Below are 23301 nucleotides of genomic sequence, written 5' to 3'. Positions count from 1 at the left end.
TGACCTTTACAGCCGGATGTCGCCGGGATTCCCGCGGGCGAGGATCTCGATGTCCTTGAGCTGTTCGGCATTGTCCGCCAGCAGCTTCTTCCAGGCGCCGTCGCGCTGGTCCTTGTCGAAGCCGTAAACGATCAGCCGCACATCAGGAGGCGACGAGAGGGCGAGCGGCATGCCCTCCGCCACCTTGCGCACCGCATCCGCGACCGTACGTGCGCCGCCGCTCATTCCGGCAATAGCGACGAGGTTGGCGGCGATGGTCTGATAGGTCTCGATCACCTGACCTGGGTCTTGCGCAAGGCGTGCCCGGTAGGTCTCGATCTGCTTGACGACGTTCTTTTCCCCGGATGTACGCAGTTCCGGATTGCCCAGCACCTTCGCCTCCCAGAACACCAGCTTCACGCCCGCATCGGTCTCGTCGAAGGTGGCGATGTCGATGCGGGGTGCGCTGCGGCTGCCCGGCTCGGCGGGGAAGGCGACTTCCACATCCACCACGTTGGGATTGGCATTGACGATGGCCTGAACGCCCGCCTTTTCGTCCCCCGCGAACAGACCGGCAGCCCGCTTCAGCTTGGGCAGCGTCTCGCCGGGCACATAAATGCGGGTCAGGGCGTCGAGGCCGTCCAGCGCGAAGGCGCCGGTCTCGGTGTCGAGCGCCACCTGACCGGAAAGGTCGGGATCGAGCAGATACTTCGGATGGGTGGTGGCGATGATGCGGTCATGCTTCATCTCCACCTTGAAGATGGACTGCCCGCGCCAATAGATGTTGAGATAGTCGTCCCGCACGCCGATGACGAGGCTCTTGTCCTGGAGCACGTCCCGCCACCAGCCGGGCCGGGTCGCCAGATCAGCCAACGCCTCGATCATGCCCTTCTTGCGGATACCCCGCTTGAACTCAGCCATTCACACCTCCCACCATTCGCCGTCGCGCCGCACGACGACATTCTCGAACAAGGATGGGAACCGATCCGCCTCGAAGGTGTGGATCGGCACCAGGGCCTGCGGCGCGATGGCGCCGGCAAGCCGCTTCAGATCGGGGATGGCCGCATGGCCCGAGGTGTGGATGACCTCGAAGCCGATGCCCTGCGCCTTCAGCGCCGCGAGGAGGGCGGCCGTCTTCTCATCTTTCAGATAGCCCGCCCATTGCGACCAGACGGCGTGGGCGCCCGCCAGGCACTCGGCCTTCACGAGGTCATCGAGCAGGCTGCCCCGGAACAGCACGACGTATCGTTCAGGGTGCGCGGCGAGGTCCTCCGGGAACACCCGGCCGGCCTTGTGGCGCTCGATCAGGTCGAAGCGCTCGGCCTTCTTCACCTTCACCCGCTGATGCCAGGGCGTGAACAGCGCCACCGCCGGCCAGGAGGTTTGCGGGATGGTGTCCTTCCCCGTGGCGTGCAGCATCTCGGCCGCATAGAGGTCCACCATCAGGGTGCGCCCGTTGCGCTTGGCGGCACGGAAGATCGTCACCACCCGGTCGATGTTCTGCGCCGAGGCTGCCACCAGCACCATGCCGGGCGTGCGGGCGATGACCCCGGTCAGCTCCGTCTCGATCTCCGCTTCGGTGGGAAAGCGCGCCTCTTCATCGAGCCGGCCGAGGCTGGAGCCCTCCATGAGCATCACGTGGATGTCCTTGGGCGGGCGATTCACCAGCCGGTCGAACAGGGCGCCCTTGCGGCCGTGGCTGCGGATGTCCCCGGAATAGAACAGCCGCCGCCCGCCGGCCTCTACCGTCAGGGCATAGGCGTCGAAGGCGGAATGGTCCACCAGATGGGGCGTGACGGTGAAGGGCCCGAGCGCGAGCGGCCGGCCATCCTCCAGATGCGCTGCCGCCTTCAGCGCCGGCACGTCCTTGATGAAGAAGGACGAAGCGGCGAGGATGCGCTCGGTTCCCGCCCCCATATAGACCTGAGGGGCCCCGGCCGCGTGGCCGAGCAGCCCCCAATGGTCGCGGTGGCCGTGGGAGAGCACGACCCCGAGCAGGGAGGGATCAGGGGCCGCGAGGCCCGCCACCTCCGGCAGCACGACAGGAACATCGGGCTCGGCATCGAGCGGCAAGCCGCAATCGAGCAGCAGGCGCTGCCCCTCGGCCTCCAGCTCCACCGCCGTCCCGCCGATCTCCTTCGTCCCGCGATGAATGCGTACACGCATGAGCGGGCCTCAGAGCTGGGCAGCGGCAACCGCCACCGCGTCCGTCCGCCCACCCCGCCATCGTCCTGTCGCGCGCATGTTCCGCCCCCTGTTATCGCGTGGGTCGGAACGGTTACCACACACCTACGTCAATCTTGGGCGTAGCAGGATGATTACCGGCGCCTGCGCACGCAAAAAGTGTGATTGGGCAGTTGGTCGGGATCAAAGCGCCTGGCGCCCCCAATGGCGCGGTTGCAGTGGTATTTGATAGCGGCGTTCGTGCATGCAATTCGCCAGTAATGCTGCGAAATAAGCCGAATAATTTTTACCCCTCTCACCGTTGAAAGAGCCCGGCTCTCTCAGCGGTGGCGATCTCCGGCCTCCAGCGCCCCTCCCATGGCTGCACCAGCCAGGAACAAGCCGAGGACAAGAGCCGCAGCAAGCATCAAGACAACAGCGATCATGCTCATGAATGTTCCTCCTCTGACAGGAAGCCGATCTGGGAATGATGGCCCCATGCCACGTCATTTTCGGGCATCGCTTTCTGATCCGCAGCCAGAGCGGGATGGCAGGGCCGCTCCCGCGAAAAAATGACGCCGGCCCACGGCCTCAGCGGGTCGGACACGCGAAAAGTGCGATCCGACCATTGATCGGCGCCGCCGGGGCAAAGATGTGCATTTCCAGTTCCAGGGTGGCGTCGGACGTGCGGACGAAGGTGAGAAGCCCCTCGCTGCCTTTGGTCTCGCCCATGTCGCAGGTCATCACCCGCTCCTCGCCGCCATAGAAGGTCCGTGTCGTCTTCGTGCGGCAGGCGAGCTTGTTGAAGACGAACCCCTCGAAATTCACGACGCCGCTATGCTGGGTGTCGCCGCACCCTGCCGGATTGTCGGCCCAGCGGCCGTAGGTCACGCCTTGCTGCGCGGTGGCCTCGCCCGCAAAGAGCACTACTAAAATACCAACAACTATCGCTGATCGCAGAATTCGCGCCACGCCGGCCTCCGCTCCTGCTGCACGCCCAAGCAGGTGCAGCCCAGCGGGAGCGTAATCGCCTGCTTCGTCAGAACCGGGCGCGCCAATTTTTTCGCGGCCTGCGATGAGTCGGCGGAAAAGCCGCTTCTATATGGGCCAGTGCCACATCAACGGAGATCGCGATGGCACAGGCAGACGGGCACGGCGCCCTTTCCATTCTTGAGTTCTGCAAGTGGGCCGGCATCGGCCGCACCTTGGCCTACAAGGAAATCGAGTGCGGCAAGCTCCGCATCAAGAAGGTGGGCCGGCGCACCCTCATCACCATGGATGCGGCGCGCAATTGGCTGGATGCTTTGCCCAGCGGCGCCGGGTGAGTGCGCCTTCCATGCCGCCAGCACGACACGGCCCGACAATTGACGCCGCAGCCTCCCACACACCGAAAGACATCACCATGCAGAACCAAGCCCTCCCCGCTGATTGGATCGGCGGACACGACCCCATTGGAGATTTCATCGAGATGTTGGAGATCTTCAACATCCCCTTCACAATGGATGACGACATGGAGGTGTTCAAAATAAAGGATCTGACGTTCTGCCTCACCGGTGGGCGGATCGTCCGGCACGGCTACGGCCTGCTGCCCGAACGGGGCATCGACGCCTTGCTGGCGCTGCTGGGCCGCAGCCGGGACGAACTCCCACCTGAGCCCACATTCAATCCGGGACCGTGGGGACCTTTCGGGCCACCCACGAACACCTGAGACCTTCGACAAATCGGACTCTCACAGCCTCCGCTGCCGTTCAACCCGGCGCGGAGGCTTTTATTTTGCCCAGCAGCACGGCGCGAGGGCGCCCCCGGCAAACGAGACGCAGGTCAGCACTACTCACGCGCGGCCTCGCGCACCATATTCGCAATACCCCCCTGCGATGACGATCCCCCTGCCGTCCTCTCCCTCTCCCTCTCCCTCTCCCTCTCCCTCTCCCTCTCCCCTGACCATCTGCCCCAGATCACCCATGCCCTGGTGCGCTCTGCCACCACCTCGGCAGCAGGAGGAGAAAACCAAGATGAGCAGAAGCATTTTCCCCCAGCGACGCCCCGCTGCCCGATGACCCGCCCCGGATGGTTCATGCCATCCATCGCCTGAACGCCCTCGGCATCTGCTTCGAGCGCAAGACCGCCTATCAGCTCAAAATCGACGAATAGAATTTCTATCCCGGCCGGGGCACCATCGTCCGCGACGGCCACCCCGCCGCTGAACCGGCTCACGGCCTCGCCGCCCTGCTGGCGCGCATAGGGGCCTCCCAAAATCGCTTTTAAGCCCCGCGACCTTCATTAAGGCATTGGCGCCAAATAACTTATGCCTCTGTACCTCCATTTTGAATTCGGTTTACGTCCATTTTTTGAGAAAATCCACCAAAAGAGAGGTGAAATAAAAGAGGTGAAATAACAGATATGAAAAATAACAGAGGTTCATGTGGGGATGCTACCTCAGCTCCGACCGCGCTTCACGGCGCCAGCCGAATAGATTGCTGCTACCTGATTTTATGCCGCTTCACCGGATAGCGCGTGACCTGCGCCTCCATGTCTCCGCGCTTCAATACGCGAACGGCCCCGGTCGGGAACCGGGGCCGTCAGGTCATGCTCAGCTTTCCAAGCGGCAATGAAGGCTGATCAAATCAGCACCATTGCTTGTAACGCCCTTACCACCCCACGCCGACGAAATACCAGATCCGAATACCTATCAGCAAATGAAACGCCATCTATCGCATGTGGTCTATCATAAAATGGTAGTTTAGATCGGGCTAAAGGTCCGAGTGCCCGCGCGATCCGAACCCGGTTTAACATGATTGCTCCAGCTTCTCTTTTCTGAACCCCATAATAATAATTGGCTGTATCCGCTTTAGGCATGACTCGTTTCTGGAGACGGGACAGCTTCGGATTGAGGCCCTTCATGAGGTACTTGAAAAGATTCCACTGCGCTGCGACATTGTCGTCGCGATGCATGTGCACATGCAGAAAACGCGCGCTCACATCAAGTGCAACTGCCCAATCCCGCGCAGCTCGCCTCCGCCAGCTTTTAAATTCGGGCCGAATGCGATCAGGGATATGTGCTGCAAAATGAGTATGATACCCTTCACTAGGACCATTTTCAAAGATGGCATAATAATGTACGGGGCAGTTATGATACTCTAGAAATTTTCTGAGACGATCCGAAAATTTTTTGTAATTAATCTCAATCTCATTGTAGTCTAAAATTATTGCATACCTCCATGTCACTGTAATCTCGACGTTTAGAACTGACCCTAGCTCATTGGCGAACAGGACCGCATCGTAAACATTCTCAAGCTGTGTGTGAGTTATATGGCGGTTTACACGGCATGGTTTCAGGCTTTGCTCGTACGCTGCCTGATTGGGCCCGAAAACCATATCTCGCATCTGCCGCTCGTCCCGATCGGCGTAAGGCAGCCACAATTCGTCTAGCGTTCGCGCCGCGAGAGGAGTGTGGGGATCAAATTCGGAGAGGTCTGGCAATTGAGCCTCCAGGCATCGTTGGGTCGTTTTGCCTGGGCACAGCCCAAGCTTATAATATATACGTTTCTCGCCGAAATTCGAGTGGTCAGCGCGCTGCGGCATATCAACGCACTGCTGTGTGATGTTGTCGCGGGCCGACAGGAAATATCGTCACCGATCAGCAATCGGGTGACGAAATGCCCAATAATACATATGGTTACGACAATTCACTTCTTCCGATTGTGCCTCGGGATATTCTCCGGCGTTACCATGTGAATGAGCCGGGTGACACGCGCTTTGCGAGCTGTGCCCGCCTGCTTCAATCCATCTGGCGGGAAAGCCGAGGCTTGGCACCGGGCTGGCATCGGAGCAGGGACGGACGCCAGCGCATCCTCGGCAGCCGCCTCGATCCAGACGACGCCCGCCGGGGCCGCAACCTCCTGACCCCCGACATCGCCCGCCTGACCCGCCGCGCGACGGCCTATCGGGAGATTGGCGCCTTCATCGAAGAGCAGAGGCTCTGGGAGAACCTCCTGTCGAGCCAGCCGCTCACCTTCAACCTGTTTGCCCGCTGCCAGACCGCACTTGACCACGGCCTTGCCCTCTTCAACCACCTCTTCCCCGGTTTCTTCGGCGAAGTCAGGAAGCTCGCCTTCGAGCACTCGCCCGGCCGGGGCGACCCCACCTATCTCGGCGACTACACCGCCTTCGACCTCTTCGTGAGTGGCCTTGCCCCGGACGGCGGCCCGGCCTTCATTGCCATCGAGATGAAATATTCCGAGGCCATGCGCCAGCCGGGCCGAAGCAGCACGGCGCGCTACCGCGAGCTGACCCGCACCTGCGCCCTCCACCTCGATCCCGAGGCGCCGGGCCTCCTGGCCGATCCGCTGGTTCAGCTGACCGCCGAGCACCTGCTTGCAGCCCTCATCCGCGAACGGCTGGGGCCGGGCGCCCGCGCCATCTTCGTGGTCATCGCTCCCGCCGGCAATCGCGACGTCTGGAATGCCGTGGACCTCTACCGCACCATGCTGGCCGACCGGACAGACAGCGTGCCCTTCATGGCCCTGACGCTGGAGGCCGTGATTGCGGCTATCGGCGAGACCGGGGACCCTGACCTCGCCGCCCGCCTGCACGAGCGCTACACCGACTTCACGCCGGTCCATCGCCTCATCGAGGATTGGGAACCGTTCACCGATGAGTGAGCCGCACGAGGCCGATCCGCTCCCTGTCCGGAATAGCGGAGCGGACTGGCCTTGATGCCGCCATATGGTTCATACAATCGTTCATACAGAAGGGAGCATGGTCATGGTCGCGCTGAAGCTTGGAAAGATCGGCAACTCGGTGGGCGCAGTTCTGCCCAAGGAGGTGCTGGCGCGCCTCAAGGTGGGCCAGGGCGATACCCTCTATCTGACCGAGACCCCGGACGGCTACCACCTGTCGCCCTACGAGCCCGAGTTCGAGACGCAGATGGAGGAAGCCCGCAAGATCATGAAGAAGCGCCGCAACGTGCTCCGGGAACTCGCGAAATGAGCGAGCACCATCGGGACGAGCCGCGCTGGGTGACCAAGGCGGTGGTGCTTGCCGTTCATGACGCCCAGCTTGCGGAGCACGGTGGCGGCCGGGGCGTGCGGGACGAAGGGTTGCTGGAGACAGCTCTCGATCGCCCGAAGAACCGGTATCACTACATGCAGCCGGAGGAGGCCGCCGGAGCGCAGGTGTCCACCTCCGACATAGCTACACTGGCCGCCGCCTATGCCTATGGCATCGCCAAGAACCACCCCTTCGTGGACGGCAACAAGCGCACCTCCTTCGTGGTGTGCGAGCTGTTCCTGGCCCTCAACGGCTACGAACTCACCATGGACGACGCTACGGCGGTGACCACTTGGCTGGCGCTGGCCGCAAGCGAGCTGAGCGAAGACGAACTGGCGGACCGGATCGCGCCATTGATCCAAGAGGCAGCGGATTGAAAACCCACGGCCACGGCGGGTTCATACCCTGAAGAGGTGCCGTGTATTTCGGCCCGCGCCGCCTTTTTATATGACGCGAGCCGCAGCACTCCCGCTCGGCAGCGCCTCATCCCTGGCCTGGGTCCCTCTGCCTCAAGACCAACAACAGACCTCTTTCTTCCCATCTCTTCTACTCCAGCGGCTTCCTCCGCTGGGCTCTTCTCTCGACCTTCTCCGTAAAGCCACCCAGGCCGGGATGAGGCGCTCTTCTCACGCGAGAGGTCGTCTCATGTTCCCGCACGTTTCCGCCACCGGCCAGCACCAGCTTCTCGTCCGCCACCGCCGCCTGATCCACGCCCCGTCCGAGGCCATCATCCGGGCGTGGTGCAATCCGGCCCTCTTCATCAAGCTCCACGCGGCCGAGCCCGACATGCGCGTGGTGTTCAGCATTGATCCGGCAGACAAGCAGAACGCCTCCATCATCCTCGGCAGGCCCCACGACGAGATCCAGGAGCGGTTGCCCCTCTGCATGAGCTATCAGCCGGGCGGCCCCGGCGGCGAGCGGCATGTCGCCGGTCCGACCGATGACCCCTACGCGATGCGCCTCGGTCTCACCCTATCGCCGACGCTCCATCTTGCGGCGGGCACACACGCGGCCTCCGCCACCTCAAGAACATCCTGTGCCCTGTCGCTCTCTGTCGCGGAGGGCGAGGTCTATGAAGACTGGGCGTGGCCGCTGCTGAACGACGCCCTGCAGGTGCTTGTCGAAGCTCTGGGACGGGAAGCGACAAGCACCTGTGCATGACTCCCGGAAATGCTTGTCGCGCTCCAAAACGCGCTGGTTTGCGGAGCTGGGGGCAAGTACACTCGCCTTGTAACCTATTTGGGGCATTCAGCCTCGTTGACCGATGTGCGCCAACGCAGACATCAGCGTCTTTTCAGGAAGTGGATGCTCGCCTACTCGGGGTGCGAGCTGTGGATGTCCAGCTCTTCTCGGCTTCACTCGTCACCTGCTTCCCAGCCGTTGACATGCTTCCCTGAATTCTGGCCGTGAATAAGTTACGCCCTTCGATCAGGAGAAAAACCATGCGGCGCAGCCTAGCGGAAGCGCCCATCGTGATCGAAAGCTAGAGTCAGCATATAATCCGGCAGCGTCACAATGTATTAGATTTCAAGCGGACGGGCAGGCCAATACATCACCCCACCTCGCGCTGATCCTCGTCGAACAGACCAGCTGCACGCACTTTCGCGACGCTCTCCAGGCCATGTTTCGCCTGCTTTACCGACGGCCGGCGCGACCATCCGCCCGCGGCATAGTTGGCGAGCGTCATACAGATGCCGGCGAGCTTGAAGTGCAGTACGCCGCTGCGCTGGCCTGCTTCCGCGGTTGCCACCCAGACTGACGAGGGCACCCGCATACATTCCTCGATCCGATCGTAGTCCGCGACATTGAGGCCGGGAGCGGGCTGATCAGCGGTGGACGTGCCGCCTGTCACCGGCGTCCCCCTGAGTTCGGGCGGCAGCGGATCGACGAGCGCGGGCAGACGCGTGCGCACGTCAGCCCAGCAGTCCTCCTTTTTGAACCACTCCGTCGGATTACGGCTGCCGACGCTGGCGCGCAGCACTTCGTCGACCAGCGGCGCCCAGGCGGTGACCAGAGCCTCGAGTTCAGCCGACAGCCTCTGGTGCCGCCACACCAAATCGAAATCGATACGCCCGCCGGTCCGCTCGCCGAGCGCCGCAACCAAGTAGGCGGTGATATTGGCGCCATAGGCCGGAAACTTCCTCGTCCGGACCAACCTTTCGGTACTCCGATAGAGAATCGTTATGGCGATGAGGTGGCGGAACCAAGTCGCGTCCGGCGGTGGCGCGCTCTGTTCCTTGCGTCGCTGCATAAATGCCTGGAAATTCTTCTGGCCGCCATGGGCGACACGCCACGGGTATCCGTTCCAGGCCGACAGATAGCGCGCGAGATCGAGTTTGCCGAGCCGGCGGGCCTTTGGAGTTTGCTCGCGGAACAGGCGCTGCTCGGTGGTGCGGTAGGATGCTTTCTGCTCGGCGGCAAGCCAGGAACCCCGCGCGCGCTCATAGAACCAACGTCCGCGCCCGGATTCGAGCCAAGCGTTGTTGGCCAGCGTCTCGACCTCGCGATGGAATGGGTCATTGGCCGAGAAATCGGCCTGCTGCACGGTATTCTGGCGATTCGCTGCGCGCGAAATAGACGAGACCATCTCTTCCAGATCACCGTCCGTCACCCGGATGATCTTGACTGGTACCTCAACCGATTCGAGTCCGATGCTGTCCTTGCGCCGCGCGCGGTGCAGGGACGCGGTGGTCTGCCCGCCATTGACAATCTGCAGGCCGCGCAGCCCGGTCAGGAACACCGCGCCGCCCTCGCGCTGGAGCAGCACCTCGTCAGCGGTCGCCACCACGCCATTGTTGAATGCGAGGAACATCTCGGGCTGATCGACCAGCGTCCGGCGCAACTCAGCATTGACAGATTTGCGACCAGACAACCCCAGGAACGCACGCACGTTAAGTTCGAGCAAACGGGTACCGTAGCGGTCGTAGATGCGCGAGAGCGTCTCGCCAGGGAAAGCGGCTAGGTACGCTTCATAATGTCCCGCGCCCGACGCCACCGGCAGACAGGCGATGCGGTGACCGGCGAGCCCCACGAGATCAACATCAATGTCGGCGCGGGTCTGCCCCTCACCCAGCACACGGTGGAGGCGAACGATGTCGTAGAGCTCGAGCTCGACGGCCTTGCCATAGCTTTGGATGGCAGCCGGAAGAGTACCGCCGGCGATGCCGTCGGTCAGCACGACGATGCGGAACCGGTCGATACGCCCGCCAAGCGCGGCGACACTGCGCGCAAGATCGCCGGCCTCAGTGTTCGACGGCTCGAGCCGATCGGCCAGTCCTCCGATACTGGCAGCGACATAGGTGCCGGCACGCTGGGCGGTCTTCAGCAGATCGGAGGCTGGCACGAGCCGCGGCGGAAGGTCGCCCAAATAATGCGTCGCGAACAGTGTCAGGTGGCCGGCATCCTCATCGATCGCATAGCCGCTGATCTGAAAGGGCGAGCGTCCGACCCGGCCCTCTTGTGGGAGGTCGAAAGCGGCCTCGAAATGGCCGATTTCTTCGAGCTCGTTGATGACGATGCGGGTGAACAGCCCCTCGGTCGATGGCAGACCCACGGCCGGATCATCACGCGCCTCGTCGATCTCGGCCGCCAGTGTTCGCGCGAATTCTGCGGTCGCATCCTCAGCCATCACTCCTGCCCCCCAGCCGGTTCATGACAAACTTGCCGTCGACGAGAAAACTGGCCAACGCCTGCACCTCGATTTGATACGCGACATCCGCGATCCCCGCCGGGACGGTCGATCGGCTGAGACACGGAAAGCCCGGACGAACCTCGTAATATTCGATGCCGGCATGAAGAACGGCAGGTCCGGAAGCGCCATCGGCGCCGGGCGCGAGACCGCGCCGCAGCAGTGCATTGGCGAACCTCCGCCGGTCGCGATCAGATGCGAAGCCTGCGGAAAGCCGCTCGACGAGCTGTGCGAGCGTGACGCCGTCGGCCTGTTCGATCAGGCGGACATGCGTGACATGGAGCGACGCGAGGCCAGCGAAGTCGAGCTGATCGAGCGCCGAGATATGCAGCCGTCGCGCTGATCCGAGCGAGGTTTTCACCTCAAGCGCATGGCCGCAATTCTCGAAATCGTGCAGGCCGTCGTCCGGCGATTTCCATACGCCCAGGGCGTCGGGCACTCGGGTGATGAGCTGTTCAAGCAGCAGCAGTTCTCCGATCAGCCCCACCGTCTCCTGCCGGGTCAGGCCACCCGATTGATCGCGCAGAAACGCACGCCACGCCGCGAGACGCGCGCCAAGTTCGGACAGCAGGTCGAGTTCACCCTCCTCCTCGCTAAGCACCAGCGCCCGCACGACGTCGCTACACACTTCCGCAAACAGATCGCGGCGCGACCGCTCTTCAAGTGACAACACCAGCAGATTGCCACCCGGATCCGCCGCGCGCGCCAGTCTTAGTCCGCCGGTCTCGAACAGCGCGAGTCCCTCGGACACACTCTCCGGCCGCGCGATCAGACAGGGTGCGCCGTCGGTTTCCCTGAGGCCGGTGCGCAGATCAATGCCGCGCGGCCGGTCGAGCCGCCGGCTCCGGAACAGCCGGTCGCCCGGCGATACGGCCTCCAGTGCTGTCCATTCAGCAAGCAGGTCCGCAGGCCCGGCAGCACCGCTGCTCACGATGTGCCACGCTGCTGCACGGAGTTCTCCAGTCGCCATTCGGCTGCGGCTGTCGGCGAGCTCGGAAAGCTGACGACAATGCCATAGATTGGCGTGCCCGGTTCCAGGCCGGCATCGGCCGGGTCGATCGGATACAGCAGCAGAAGACCGCGGCGCGGGTCGTCACCGCGCACCGCGCGTATCTGGGGCCCGGACGGACGGGCGGCGGGCGGCTCACCTTTCTCCTCCAGGATACGGTTGGTCTTCTTAAGCGCTCGGCGATACTGATCGTCGGTCAGGTCGATCGCCTCATCGAGCGGACTGAGGATCGATTTGGTGATGAACCGCGTATCGGTCTTGGAGATCGGCGAGCGTCGCACCGAACGCTGGCTGTGTCCGCCGACGGAGACGGGCGCGCCGGTTCCCGCCGGGACGAATATGGTCCACTCGGTGAGCTCGCCGCGGGCGAGCTGTGCGTTCACATAGGCGCCCATCCGGAGTCCGTCGACGTCGGTGCTTTCCGGTGGGAATGCAACAGCATTGAGCAGTGCGGCGATGCGGCTACCAGGGACACCATGCCAAATAAGCCCCGATGCGCTGCTGCGACCGCCCGGCCGCGCCGGATCGATCCCGGGCGCGCCCAGTTCCTCCAGCAGGGCGTCGATTGCGACTGCGTTGGCCTTTACATTGTCGGTATCGCGGAACTGCACGGTCTGGATTTTGCCCTCCCCACCGTAGCTCACCGGCCGCTCGACGGCGTACCTGCGCTTGTTCGCGGCAGTGACGGTCATCACGCTGTGGGTTGCGATGCTGAGCCCGTAATCCTTCGGCCGTGCGAGCGTGATCTTCATGTGCGCCAGCTGCGCACGGAGATCTTCATTGACAGTCGCCAGATGGCGGAACCATGCCTCCATGTCCGGCGTGGTGTAGAGCCGGCAGAGATCGGCATAGCCGCGCCGGTAGCCGAACCAGCGCCCCATCTGCAGCAGGCTGTCATATTGGCGCGAGATGCGTAGAAAATAGCTGGTCGAAAGCCCTTCCAGAGTCAGCCCGCGCGACAGCTTGTCGCCGCCGATGACGATAACGGATAGGCTCTGACCCGCCGCCTCAGCCGCATCATAGTCGATGCCGGTTCGACTGCGGCCGTTGGCGACGGTCACCTGGATGCGGTCGATTTCCTCGGGAAGCCTGGCCGACACCTCGCTCCAGCTGACCGGACGAAGCGACCGGCCAAACACGGTCGATGCCATCGCATCAGTTGTCGGCACAAAATCGTCGTTCCACAGCTGCTTGAGCCCGGCCAGCTCGACCGTGTCGCCGGCGCCGACGGCGTTGCGGATCGCTCGGAGCTCGGCCCCGACCTGGGCGTGGACCAAGTCATGGACATCTTGGAAGCGCGACACATGGACGAGCATGGTTCGGTGGGTATTGACCTGCCCGCGGGCGGCGCGCGCGGCACAGGCGAGGATGAAGCTGCGCATCGCGGCTGACAGGCTCGGCGGCACCCGCGCCGCGCCCTGCCATACCGGCCTCAACGTCTTGTCGTGCGGATCGGGAATCCAGGCCTCCGCCGTCTGATCGAGATGCCGGATCACTGGCAGCCCGACCGAATCTGCATCGTCGTCGCGGCCGAATACCGCGAGCGGCCCGAAATAATCATCCGGCGCCGACAGCGAGACGATAAAGGTCGAGGGGAACAGATCGGCGCCATAATTCTCAGCCGTCCGCTCATCATGGATCATGATGTTAGCGAACGGCGTCGCGGTGTAGCCGACGTAGACGCTACGGCTGAATGAGCCGAGCAGCTTGCGGATCTCACCGTTGATCCGCTTGGGATCATAATCCTCATCGAAACTGCCGTCGGCGAGGAACCCCTGGTCGCCGGTGTCGGGCGAGGCCTGATCAGCCTCATCGTCGATCACCAGCAGCGGGGCATCGCGCGAGAGCGCCGGGAGCCGCGCGATCCAGCGGTTGAGGTTCTTCAGCACCCCGCCGTTTTTCTTGACGACGAAAATGAACGGCCGCTCGCCAGGCGCGAAATTGGAATTCTTCGCGACTGCGCGGTTGAAATCCCCGTTGAGCTGTGACGTGGTCAGGCTGTCAACGAGCATGATCGGTCCCGGCAACAGCCCAACGCCGATCCGGCGGCGCCCGCCGCTGCCGCTGACCCCTGCCGTATCGAAGCCGAGAAAATCCTGGTCGAGGCGCAGCTGAGTCTGGCGGCGCAGCACATTGTGCATGCCGGCCAGCACGATGATGACGCGGTAACCGGCGTCGGCGGCGCGGTTGATGAGCCCGGCATAATGGGCAGTCTTGCCCGACTGGACGTTGCCGACGACCAGACCGCGCCAGTCCCACGGACCGGCGCGCCTCGGATCATCGACAAGCTCCATGACCTCGGACGTGCTTTCCTCGAGCCCCTTAAGCGCGCACGGCGCCCAATTGTCCTCGGCAAGTTTTTGGAGATAACGTTTCAACCAGTGGCCCGGCCGCCGCTTCTCGCCGAGATACCAGGGCGGCGGCAGCTGATCATTCTGAAGCCGGATCGATGGCCCCTGTGCCACTACGAACAGCGCCTCCAGATCGCGTGTCGCCGCGTCGATCTCGCTGTTCCCGATACTGTGACCGGTGGCAAGCGTGACCAGAGGTGCGCTCGCCGCCACCACCGCCCGGATTTCCTCGACGCTCAGGGTGCGGTCGCCGGCGCGCGGGCCGAGCGCAACTCGCGCTATGTTCGCGAGCTGTGTGATCGGATCTATCACGTCAGTTCTCCCCCAGATGCCGGATCACTGCAGCGCGCAGCGCGGGTGTGACCACGCCGAGTGACCGCAGCACCGAATCAAGACGCTCTCCGGCTTCCCCTGGGTTGTTCATGCTGCGCACGAGGCTGGCAAGCGGTGCCGCCAGTGCGGCAATTTCAGAGCTCGTCGGCCGCTCTGGTTCCGCCCCGCCCTGTTCGGCAACATCGAGCCAGATGCGCTCGACTGGCACGGTCAGCTCCACGGCCGACAGAAGTCCTTCGAGCAGTGCCGCATCGTCGCCGAGTAGCTCAGAGACAGCTGCAACAGCTGGGTGATCGCGCCGCACACGGTAACGCGGCACCAACTTCTCCCCTCTGGCCTCCCATGGCCAGACCTCGCCGTCTTTGTTTGCCCCGCTGCGGCGCCCGGTCGGACCGCCGCCTCGCCAGGCGAATACTTCGCGAGCGCGCCGGCGGGCGTCAGTGCCAATACCGGCCAGCCGAGCTCGCGCCCAGGCCGGCGGGCGGGCGAGTGACTTACGGATGTCGATCCGCCAAGCCTCGTCCATCGTAGTCGGCAGATCGAGCGTGATGCGGGCGAGCCGGCTCGATTCCTCGCGCGTCCAGGCACGCGCGCCACCCAGCCCCAGCCAGCCGCCCGGCGACACCAGACGGTCGCCACGATAGACATAAAAGCCTTGGCGCTCGACCCAGCCGCCCGGCCCCCCGGCCTCCTCCCATTCGAGCTCGCTGGTGAAGCGGTCGCGGTGCGGCAGAATGTAGGATCGCGCCGCAATCGACTGGTCGGGTCCGCGGATGATGTCGCGCGTCAGCACCATGGTCGCATCGTGCTGGCGGCAGAACGGATCCCAGGCGCGGAGCGCCAACCCGTTGACGCCGATAGCGAGCCGCCGTGCCTCGCCGCTCAGGAAACGGTGAAAGGTCATCGAGAGATGCGCGCGGATGCTGGTGATGCGGTCGTTGAACCCGTCTCGATCGAGACCCGAAAGGCCACCGAGGCGGTCCATCCGATTCCAACTGATTAATGTGCCGTCGCCCGCCTCTTCGAACCGTGCGGCAAGCTCACCGGCGGGAGAGTTTTCCGGTGCATCAGCGCACCAGCCACCACCGACACGATCGACGTCCCAGGCAAGCCGTGCCACGGCCCCATCCCGGCGAGAGGCAACAGTCAGCTCCCGGCACTGGGAGAGCGACGCGGTCTTGAGCCCAAGCCCGAACCGACCAAGATCATCACTGCCGCGCTCGGCATCCGGACCTTCGCCACCGAACCGCATCGCCTCAATCAGGCGATCGAAGTCCATGCCCGCGCCATCGTCGAGGACTTCGACAAGCGGATCGCCGTCACGCCAGTTGAGCCCGATATCGACTTGGCGAGCGCCGGCGGCGAGCGAATTGTCGATCAGATCGGCAAGTGCCGTTTCCGGTGAATAGCCAAGCCCTCGAAGGGAGCGGAGCAGCGCGCGGGGGGATGGATTGATCTCGACAGGTCGCAACGGAAGTCCCCGGTGGCTGGCATCTGATTCGCATTACTGGCGACGTGCACCGGAGTCGAACCAATACCAGAATACACGCAGGCCGCGCATGACGGCAATTGCGCCTTTCCACCAGGGCTTTGACGGGTTCATCTGTCTCCGGTTCCATTGAGTTGGAGACAGATGATGTAAAGCGGTGCATGCTGGCTAGGGTTGGTGTCTCGGAACGCAGGGAGGCCGCGCATCTTGGCCACTGGAAAAAACATCCGAATCACCGTGCTGCTGCCCGAGCGCGTCCACCGTCGGGCGCAGACTGTCGTGGTGGCCAATGACGTATCGTCGGCCTGGGTGATCCGACAGGCGGTTCTCCATTATCTATCGACGCGAACCGGCCGGCCCGAACTGCCGCTCGGGACTGACCGGCCGTGAACGCCGATCCGAAACTGATCCGGCAGAAGATTCAGCGCCTGCGCGCCGGCATGAAGCCGAGGGTGCTCGACCTGTTTTCCGGCTGCGGCGGCATTTCGCTGGGGTTTCAGGCGGCGGGCTACGAGATCGTCGCGGCGGTCGAGAATGACCCCGATGCGGCGCGATCGCATGGCCTCAATTTCCATGGCGGCGAAGACCGGCACAGCATTGCGCGCGACATTACCGCGACCTCGCCCGATGATCTGGCCGGGGCACTCGGGCTCGGACCGGCGTCAGGGGCGTTTGACGTCATCGTCGGCGGCCCACCCTGTCAGGCATTCGCTCGTGTCGGCCGGTCGAAGCTACGCGAGATCGCCGAACATCCCGAAGCGTTTCGCCATGATCCGCGCGCGCGGCTTTACATCGAATATCTGAGCTATGTTGAAGTCTGCGCACCACTGGCCGTGGTGATCGAGAATGTCCCCGACATGCTCAATCATGGAGGGCATAATCTGGCGGCCGAGATCGGTGAGATCCTCACCGCAAAGGGCTATGTCGTGCGCTACACGCTGCTCAATGCCGCTTTCTATGGCGTCCCGCAGATGCGCGAGCGGATGATCCTGATCGCGATCCGTGAAGAGATTGCTGACGATGTCGACTTTCCCGCGCCGACCCACTGGGTCGATCTCCCGTCAGGCTATCAGGGCTCACGCGCGGTCGCACTCAAGCTGGCGACCGGCCGTGATTTGCTGACGCTTGCTACGGGCGGGAGCGCGTATAAAGCTGCGCCGGACGCCGATGAGAGCCTGCCCGCAGCGATTACCACGGAACAGGCGATCAGCGACCTTCCTGAAATCTTCGCGCGCGAACTGCTGGCGGCGGGCGAGCTGCGCCGCGGCACCCGCAGGCTCGATGCGAGCCTGCCCTATGGCGGGCACGACTGCCAGCATGACTATGTGACACTTATGCGCGGCTGGAAAGGCTTCGAAGGCGGCTCGTATGTCCGCGACCATGTCATCCGCTATCTCCCACGGGACTATCGGATCTTCGCCGGACTTCAGCCGGGCGACCAGTATCCCGAGGCGCACCGTCATGCATTGAGCCTGTTCAAAGCAGAGCTCAACCGGCTCGAAGCCGAAGGCGAATGTCCCAGAGAGGACAGCGAGGCGTGGAAGGCGCTCAAGGCTAAATTTGTGCCGCCCTATGATGCCGGCAAGTTCCCGAACAAATGGCGCAAGATGGAAGCGTCAACGCCGGCGAGGACGCTGCTCGCCCATCTCGGCAAGGACAGCTACAGCCATATCCATTACGACAGTCGACAGGCTCGGCCGATTTCGGTGCGCGAGGCGGCCCGGCTGCAGTCTTTCCCGGACGGTTTCCGCTTCGCCGGCACGATGAACCCAGCTTTCCGCCAAATCGGCAATGCCGTACCACCCCTGCTCGCCAGAGCAGTCGCGGCGACGCTGCGCCGCCAACTGCTCGGTGAAATTGCGGAAACGGAAGCCGAGGCCGGAGAGCCCCGAACCGCTGGAGCTGGCCGTTGATGGCGAAGCGCGACGAGATCATCGTCGTCCGCTCACTCGCCGAATCTGATCTCGGCATTTTCTCGATGCACCGCCTGAGCGCGACGAGCAAACAGCGCGCGATCGCACTTACCACCCCTGTCGCGCGCCGCCTGCTGAGCGAGCGCCTGTTCATCGGCGGCGGCTCCGATCTCGATCTGATCTGCGTCTATGGCGGTTATGGCAACCGCGAGCGGCGCAACATTGGTAAGGTCGGCAGAAACTGGCGGCTCGGCGGTCGCAAGATCACCGCGAATGCCTGCGCGTTTCTCGACAGCAAGGATTTCGTACTTTTGCGCTCGATCGCCGGCAACGACGGCGATGCACCGATCCTGATGACCTTCATCGGGCGGCAACGCGAACGGCTGCTGCACGCCGGCATCGTCGCCAGCCTCAAAGATGAGTTCAGGGACAGTGTCGCGATGGTGACTGCAGGCTCGGACGCGTTTACCGCGCTCAGCGCCGCCTTCCCGGCGGTACCCGCGGATCTCGCTGTCGGGGTGCCGCCGGCGGATGAGGATGCCGCCGCCCCGAATCAGGCGGCCGGGAGCGATGGTCGATAAGCTGACGCCGGACCAGCGGCGACTCAACATGAGCCGGGTGCGCGCGAAGGATACGTGGCCCGAAATGACGGTGCGCAGACTGTTGCATCATGCGGGCTTCAGGTTTCGGCTGCATCGCCGTGATCTCCCGGGCCGCCCCGATATCATCCTGCCCCGTTATCGGACAGCGATTTTCGTCCATGGCTGTTTCTGGCACGGGCATGGCTGTTCGCTGTTCCGCATGCCCGCGACCCGGACGGACTTCTGGTCATCCAAAATCGCGGGCAACCGCTACCGTGATGAGGCGGCGGTTACCGGCCTGCGTGCGGCGGGCTGGCGGAGCCTCTGGGTATGGGAATGCGCGCTCCGCGGGAAGCACCGACTGACGCCAATGGAGCTGAGTGAGCGGATGGCCGCGTTCATCCAAGGGGATGCCGGGTTCGAAGAGGTGGGGGAAACGGGATCACGACATGAAGACCAGCACATTACCGCAGACGGACATTAAGGACCGGCTGGCTACCCCACCTCAGCGAATAAGCGCTTACTGGATCGTTGATGGATGGGCAGAACGACCATTATAGGTCGCAAAGCGCGATGTCCCTGAAAGGGCCGTCGAGGGGTAAGCATGGCCAGAAGCGGAAATCGGAATAGACGGCACCGATTGGTTCCCTAAATGTGCGCGATGGGCATGTCCGGTGAACACGCTACAGGCCCTTGCGCCGTGGCTAAGCCCAGAACAGAAACGTCATTCGTCCTTCACCTCACGCACGGCATTGCGAACTTCGGGAAGTGGGTCGTGGGCGGCGAGGTCACGCCACGCATGGACCGGCTCGGTTGTCACTCCCTTCCCCTCCAGCGCTCGTGCCAGGCGAACGCACTCAGCGCGGACAAGGGGTAAGGAAACGACCCGCTCGGACTCAATATCCGCGTCGCCATCGGGCGGACCGTAATCCGTCGTCTCGCGGAGTTCATCGAGCACTTCGGTAATCCGATCGAGTTCAGGAATACCGCAGCAGCCCGCCTCGATCAGGCGACGCGCGAGATAGATGAGATGGGGCAGTCCGCCGATCCGCCCCCGCTCCAGCACCCGAAGCGCCTGATCGCGCAGGACATCGGGCAAGGGTAACGCCTGATCGGTTTCGGATAGGCGCAGCCACCGGTCAAGTGCGTTGACAGCGGTGGGTGTAGCACGGCGGTCGCCGCTCGCAAGCGGCCGACGAAAGGCGTGCTCGATCCGGCGATCGATGTCCGCGTCCAGACCGTAGAAAACGGGCAAAGCGGAGAGGGCTTCCAGCAGGCCTGTCTCATCCAGAAAGGTCAGCGCGGCCTCAGCCCGCTCAACCGTGCGATCATGCCGGGCAAGCGCGGGCGCGGCCACGATGCCAAGGACGGAGGCCATCATCTGGTCCCCTTCCCCGAGCACCGAACGAGCGAAGACATCGTGGATGGTGTCGGGATCGAGCGCTTTTGGACGCCAGCCGGTCACATTGCGGAACAGTCGGACCGCGTCCGCTTCGCTTGGCTGTATGTAAGGCTTTCGACCCGTGGCCGCACTTACCAGGTGGACCGGATCCGCTCCTTCACCAGGTCCGAAAAGGTGCGCATAGACACGCGCACGAGCGTCTATGTGAAATGGAGCGGGTGCAATCAGGAAAGCATGCAAGAGCAGATTCGTACTCTCGGGCAACGCGTTGTTGTCCAGTGGAACGTCTTTCCAAAGTCCGTCGGCAAATGACGAAATCTGGTCATCCGTCAACTGCCCATTTTCGTGCAGCTCAAGCAGGCGTACGGCAGCCTCAGGTCGAGAGGGTGCACCGGGTGCCAGATGGTGAAGGAACGCGGCTACGCGAGCGTCGAAGATAGCCTCATTCCCGCTTCGGCGGATGAAGCGGTAGGCATCCGGAGCCGGGTCGTACCAGGACCTCGATGGACCGCCGGCGTCTCGCTCCGCAGCCAGGGGAAAGCGCAAAAGTTCCGATGACAACTCACTGCGCTCGCCGGGGGGCACGGCAGCGACTGCGCGTTTTAGTAGGTGGCTGATCGGTTCGTTTAGCCACCAATGCTTCAGCCCTTCATCGCTTCCGAGTTCTACCGCGAGGCGAGCGTGCGCTTTGGCGGTGTCAGTGTCGTCGCGCGCCGTCACGCGGGACAGCGCCTCGACGTAGAGGCGCAGTACGCCAACGTCGTCTGAGTCGTTGGTTCCCTTGCGAACGCGCGCCCGCCAGAAGATGACCGCGCGTTCAAGCCGCTCCCGAAGCTCGGCGATCGTATCCGCATCAAGACGGGCGACGGGAATGCGACCAAGATGGATGTCGATCGGCCCCTTAGAGTAATTCGGTTTTGTCGTAAGAAACGCAGAGTGCCACGCCACAGTCGGCTCGAAGACGAGCCGGAGCGCATCGGCAAGATTGGTGCCAAGCACGTTCACGTGCCGCGTACGGATCGGCAATCCAGCCCGCTCGGCAACGTGGCGCAACTCGCCAAACGGCGTGACCTCCGCGGAGTTACTAAAGGTGACAGTGTTACCGTTGTCTCTGTAAGTTCCCACCTCAAAGCCGGGCTCGATCTGCCTCGCTTCCAAGCGCTTGCGGAGCCCATCATCGACCTCGGCGTCGAGCGCGCGCAACTGCGCCCAGGGGTCGTAATTGCGTAGCGCCAGGCGATCCAGGTCGTCCAATTCAGCAAGAAGAATGCCCTTGTCCTCCCAGCGCAGTGCATCAGCCAACGTCTTTGCCCACGCCAAACGCGAACGAAGCGCTACACTGTCCGGATTCCGCAAAACCCGCGATCGCAACTCCCGGACCGCCGCGCCAATAGTTCGCAGAGCCTCCTCCGCCTCCCCGACCCAATAGAGCAATGCCGCCCGCCGCAGACTCCAAACGGGATCGTCGCCCTCGACCTTATTCGCGTTTTCCGCCACGAACGCGAAATCGAGCCGGTCGCGCGCGAAAAGGCAGCGCTCGTCCGCGATGAGGGCGGGCAAATCGCCGGGCGCGGCAAACGATTCGAGGCGCGCTGCGCGCGTCGCGAGTGCCGCTTCGTCATCAGCCACACGCGCTGCACCCAGCAGGGCTCGGGCGAGCGAGCGCACTAACTCCGGCTCGGCCTCGGCCAACGCCTCGGGCGTCAAAATCGCCTCCATGCGTTCAGCCAGCCACGGTGGAAGCGGACGTACTCCGCGATCGTAGCGCCAAGCCAGCTCCAGCAGCGCGTCCCGACGCTCGTTCACGGTCAAGGTGTCCAGGGCGAGCGAAAGACTATCGACGGCATCTGTCCCATGCTGGAGCAAAAGACGCACGTTGGGGGGGCAGACCAGCCACCTCGGGCACATCCGCCGGTCCTTTTGCCAGATCACCAACGCCGCACGGAACGCTTCGACGACCTTCTCAGGATTTCGCAAGTTGCGGAACCACGCATTGTGGTCTCCGGCACGCAAGCTTGGATAATCCTGATACGATGCGGGCTTCCAATCGTCCGGCTCCGCAGGCCGGGCGGCCTTGAGGTGCGCGAGAAACATGGAAATCGCAGCCGTATGGCGCTGATCGGCCCGCTCGTTCCTTACTGCCGGGGCAAGGTCGATCGGCGCAACTCCGTGCGCCTCCAGCAAGCGCCGCTTGACGGGCGGGAGGTCGAGTGCGCCGACGAGGTAGATGCGCCGGGCGCGGCTGCTCAACCGGTCGCGCACCCACCCGGCCCACTGAAGGAAGTTTGGGTCATCGCCCGAGAAGCCGAGCAGACACAACTCGTTTTCGATGAACACCTGCCGCGCCGTGTTCACGAACGCCGCTTGGCGCTGCGGGTAAGTCCGGTAGTCCTCTTCTGAGATCACGACGCCCGCCCCATCCCGCAGCGAGCCGTGCAACTTGATAATTCGCGCACCCCGGGCGTGGGGCAGGTCGTTTTCCGTCAGAACGAGATCGTAGCTGCGCCGCGAGCCCGGCTCCGCGCGCTCGAGCAGCGTGTCATAGTTCGTGGTCAACACGTCAGCCCAAGGCAGGTCGAGCAAGTCGCGATGGATCTGTCCCGGCTCGAAGGCGTCGTCGCGGATGCGGCGGCGCAGAAAGTCCGTCAGCGCCGCGTCACCAAGGCCGGCACGAAACTCCTCTGCAAGACGCAGAGGGTCCCTCGGCGCATTCGCGCTGTGCTCACCGTAAAGTTCGCGCGCCATGTCGTCTGCGAGATCAGACCATAAGGGCGGAGGCGGGGCGTCGTCGGAGAGAAGCCGCACCCCACCGCGGCTGACGCCGGCACCGACGAGGACAGCCGCTCCGCGTAAGGTCCCGCGCTGCCATAGCGCCCGGCTAAGCTGCTCTAACGCCGGACGGTCGGGCAAATCGGCCAAAGGATCGGAAGAAGGCATGCAAGTGTCTAAGGTTGGCAAGGCAGCGTTAGGATCGAGTAGGGTGTCCTTCATGGAATATAATATCCCATTTCTCTCACCTCACCCATATGTTGGTCGCCCGTCTGTTTAGGCCCATGGGCCGATCATCGGCGACGTCGGGGTGAACTGCGCCGAGTTAGCAAGACACCGAGCGTCGTCCGCTTCGGGTCCGGAGGGAAAGAACCGTAGCGAAGACTTGGCCTTTCAAGGCCGCCGGCCATTCGGATACCGTTACTGACCCAGCTTTGGTACAAGACGAGAAGAACGGGTCAGTCTGATCCCTCGAGATTCGACGTTACCCAAGAGCATCCAGAATCGATCCAGCTGAAGTTCAGCTCGTCCGTACATATCCGCCGAAAGCCGACGATCGCGCTGGGGCAGATGCT

At 63.4% G+C, this 23301-nt stretch carries 18 protein-coding genes; 9 read left to right on the top strand and 9 right to left on the bottom strand.

Annotation, left to right across the window (positions count from 1 at the left end; translation table 11 throughout):
* Positions 1–6: 6 nt before the first annotated feature.
* The 3 genes from MEU52_RS16980 to MEU52_RS16970 form a co-directional block, all read right to left on the bottom strand.
* On the bottom strand, positions 7–900 hold the full coding sequence (locus tag MEU52_RS16980) for a hypothetical protein (RefSeq protein ID WP_238123352.1): 894 nt from the start codon (positions 898–900) through the stop codon (positions 7–9).
* Positions 901–2145: an MBL fold metallo-hydrolase gene (locus MEU52_RS16975; protein WP_238123353.1), complete on the bottom strand. Its 1245-nt coding sequence runs from the start codon at positions 2143–2145 to the stop codon at positions 901–903.
* Between the two features lie 588 nt (positions 2146–2733).
* Positions 2734–3114 (bottom strand): hypothetical protein, encoded by a 381-nt coding sequence (locus MEU52_RS16970; RefSeq protein ID WP_238123354.1) that lies wholly within the window; start codon positions 3112–3114, stop codon positions 2734–2736.
* A 161-nt stretch (positions 3115–3275) separates the two neighbouring features.
* Here MEU52_RS16970 and MEU52_RS16965 point away from each other — a divergent pair, with 161 nt between their 5' ends.
* Positions 3276–3467 (top strand): DNA-binding protein, encoded by a 192-nt coding sequence (locus MEU52_RS16965; RefSeq protein ID WP_238123355.1) that lies wholly within the window; start codon positions 3276–3278, stop codon positions 3465–3467.
* A gap of 77 nt (positions 3468–3544) precedes the next feature.
* The gene (locus tag MEU52_RS16960) at positions 3545–3850 is read left to right on the top strand and encodes a hypothetical protein (protein WP_238123356.1); all 306 of its coding nucleotides are present in this window, start codon (positions 3545–3547) and stop codon (positions 3848–3850) included.
* Positions 3851–4761: 911 nt separating this feature from the next.
* On the opposite strand, the gene MEU52_RS16955 is transcribed toward MEU52_RS16960, so the two are convergent.
* On the bottom strand, positions 4762–5526 hold the full coding sequence (locus tag MEU52_RS16955) for a hypothetical protein (protein ID WP_238125021.1): 765 nt from the start codon (positions 5524–5526) through the stop codon (positions 4762–4764).
* A 272-nt stretch (positions 5527–5798) separates the two neighbouring features.
* Here MEU52_RS16955 and MEU52_RS16950 point away from each other — a divergent pair, with 272 nt between their 5' ends.
* From MEU52_RS16950 to MEU52_RS16935, 4 genes are all read left to right on the top strand, one after another.
* Positions 5799–6803, top strand: a complete 1005-nt coding sequence (locus tag MEU52_RS16950) for a PGN_0703 family putative restriction endonuclease (protein WP_337927149.1) — start codon at positions 5799–5801, stop codon at positions 6801–6803.
* A 103-nt stretch (positions 6804–6906) separates the two neighbouring features.
* Positions 6907–7131: an AbrB/MazE/SpoVT family DNA-binding domain-containing protein gene (locus tag MEU52_RS16945; RefSeq protein WP_238123359.1), complete on the top strand. Its 225-nt coding sequence runs from the start codon at positions 6907–6909 to the stop codon at positions 7129–7131.
* Complete coding sequence (locus MEU52_RS16940) at positions 7128–7568, top strand: type II toxin-antitoxin system death-on-curing family toxin (protein WP_238123360.1); 441 nt, start codon at positions 7128–7130, stop codon at positions 7566–7568. The genes MEU52_RS16945 and MEU52_RS16940 overlap by 4 nt, the downstream gene beginning before the upstream one ends.
* Positions 7569–7836: 268 nt before the next feature.
* On the top strand, positions 7837–8352 hold the full coding sequence (locus MEU52_RS16935; RefSeq protein ID WP_238123361.1) for a hypothetical protein: 516 nt from the start codon (positions 7837–7839) through the stop codon (positions 8350–8352).
* A 391-nt stretch (positions 8353–8743) separates the two neighbouring features.
* Here the strand turns inward: MEU52_RS16935 and MEU52_RS16930 are convergent, their stop codons facing one another.
* Genes MEU52_RS16930 through MEU52_RS16915 form a run of 4 tightly spaced genes read right to left on the bottom strand, consistent with a single transcriptional unit; the run spans position 8744 to position 16043 of the window.
* A complete protein-coding gene (locus tag MEU52_RS16930) occupies positions 8744–10819 on the bottom strand; it encodes an AIPR family protein (protein ID WP_238123362.1) in 2076 nt (691 codons plus the stop codon).
* Positions 10812–11810 (bottom strand): PD-(D/E)XK motif protein, encoded by a 999-nt coding sequence (locus MEU52_RS16925; RefSeq protein WP_238123363.1) that lies wholly within the window; start codon positions 11808–11810, stop codon positions 10812–10814. Before MEU52_RS16925 ends, MEU52_RS16930 begins: the two co-directional genes overlap by 8 nt.
* Positions 11807–14551, bottom strand: a complete 2745-nt coding sequence (locus tag MEU52_RS21975; RefSeq protein ID WP_238123364.1) for a Z1 domain-containing protein — start codon at positions 14549–14551, stop codon at positions 11807–11809. Before MEU52_RS21975 ends, MEU52_RS16925 begins: the two co-directional genes overlap by 4 nt.
* A 1-nt stretch (position 14552) precedes the next feature.
* Positions 14553–16043, bottom strand: a complete 1491-nt coding sequence (locus MEU52_RS16915; protein WP_238123365.1) for an ATP-binding protein — start codon at positions 16041–16043, stop codon at positions 14553–14555.
* Between the two features lie 404 nt (positions 16044–16447).
* On the opposite strand from MEU52_RS16915, the gene MEU52_RS16910 reads away from it, so the two are divergent.
* From MEU52_RS16910 to MEU52_RS16900, 3 genes are read left to right on the top strand one after another with little or no spacing between them, the layout of a single operon-like run.
* Complete coding sequence (locus tag MEU52_RS16910) at positions 16448–17974, top strand: DNA cytosine methyltransferase (RefSeq protein WP_238123366.1); 1527 nt, start codon at positions 16448–16450, stop codon at positions 17972–17974.
* Complete coding sequence (locus tag MEU52_RS16905) at positions 17974–18555, top strand: hypothetical protein (protein WP_238123367.1); 582 nt, start codon at positions 17974–17976, stop codon at positions 18553–18555. The genes MEU52_RS16910 and MEU52_RS16905 overlap by 1 nt, the downstream gene beginning before the upstream one ends.
* On the top strand, positions 18545–19039 hold the full coding sequence (locus MEU52_RS16900) for a very short patch repair endonuclease (RefSeq protein ID WP_238123368.1): 495 nt from the start codon (positions 18545–18547) through the stop codon (positions 19037–19039). The genes MEU52_RS16905 and MEU52_RS16900 overlap by 11 nt, the downstream gene beginning before the upstream one ends.
* Before the next feature lie 240 nt (positions 19040–19279).
* On the opposite strand, the gene MEU52_RS16895 is transcribed toward MEU52_RS16900, so the two are convergent.
* A complete protein-coding gene (locus tag MEU52_RS16895; protein ID WP_238123369.1) occupies positions 19280–22702 on the bottom strand; it encodes an SIR2 family NAD-dependent protein deacylase in 3423 nt (1140 codons plus the stop codon).
* Positions 22703–23301 lie beyond the last annotated feature (599 nt).

It is taken from the genome of Xanthobacter sp. NM-25 (assembly GCF_022138605.1).
In the GTDB taxonomy this organism is placed as follows: Bacteria; Pseudomonadota; Alphaproteobacteria; order Rhizobiales; family Xanthobacteraceae; genus Xanthobacter.
This window is presented reverse-complemented; position numbering and strand designations above follow the sequence as displayed.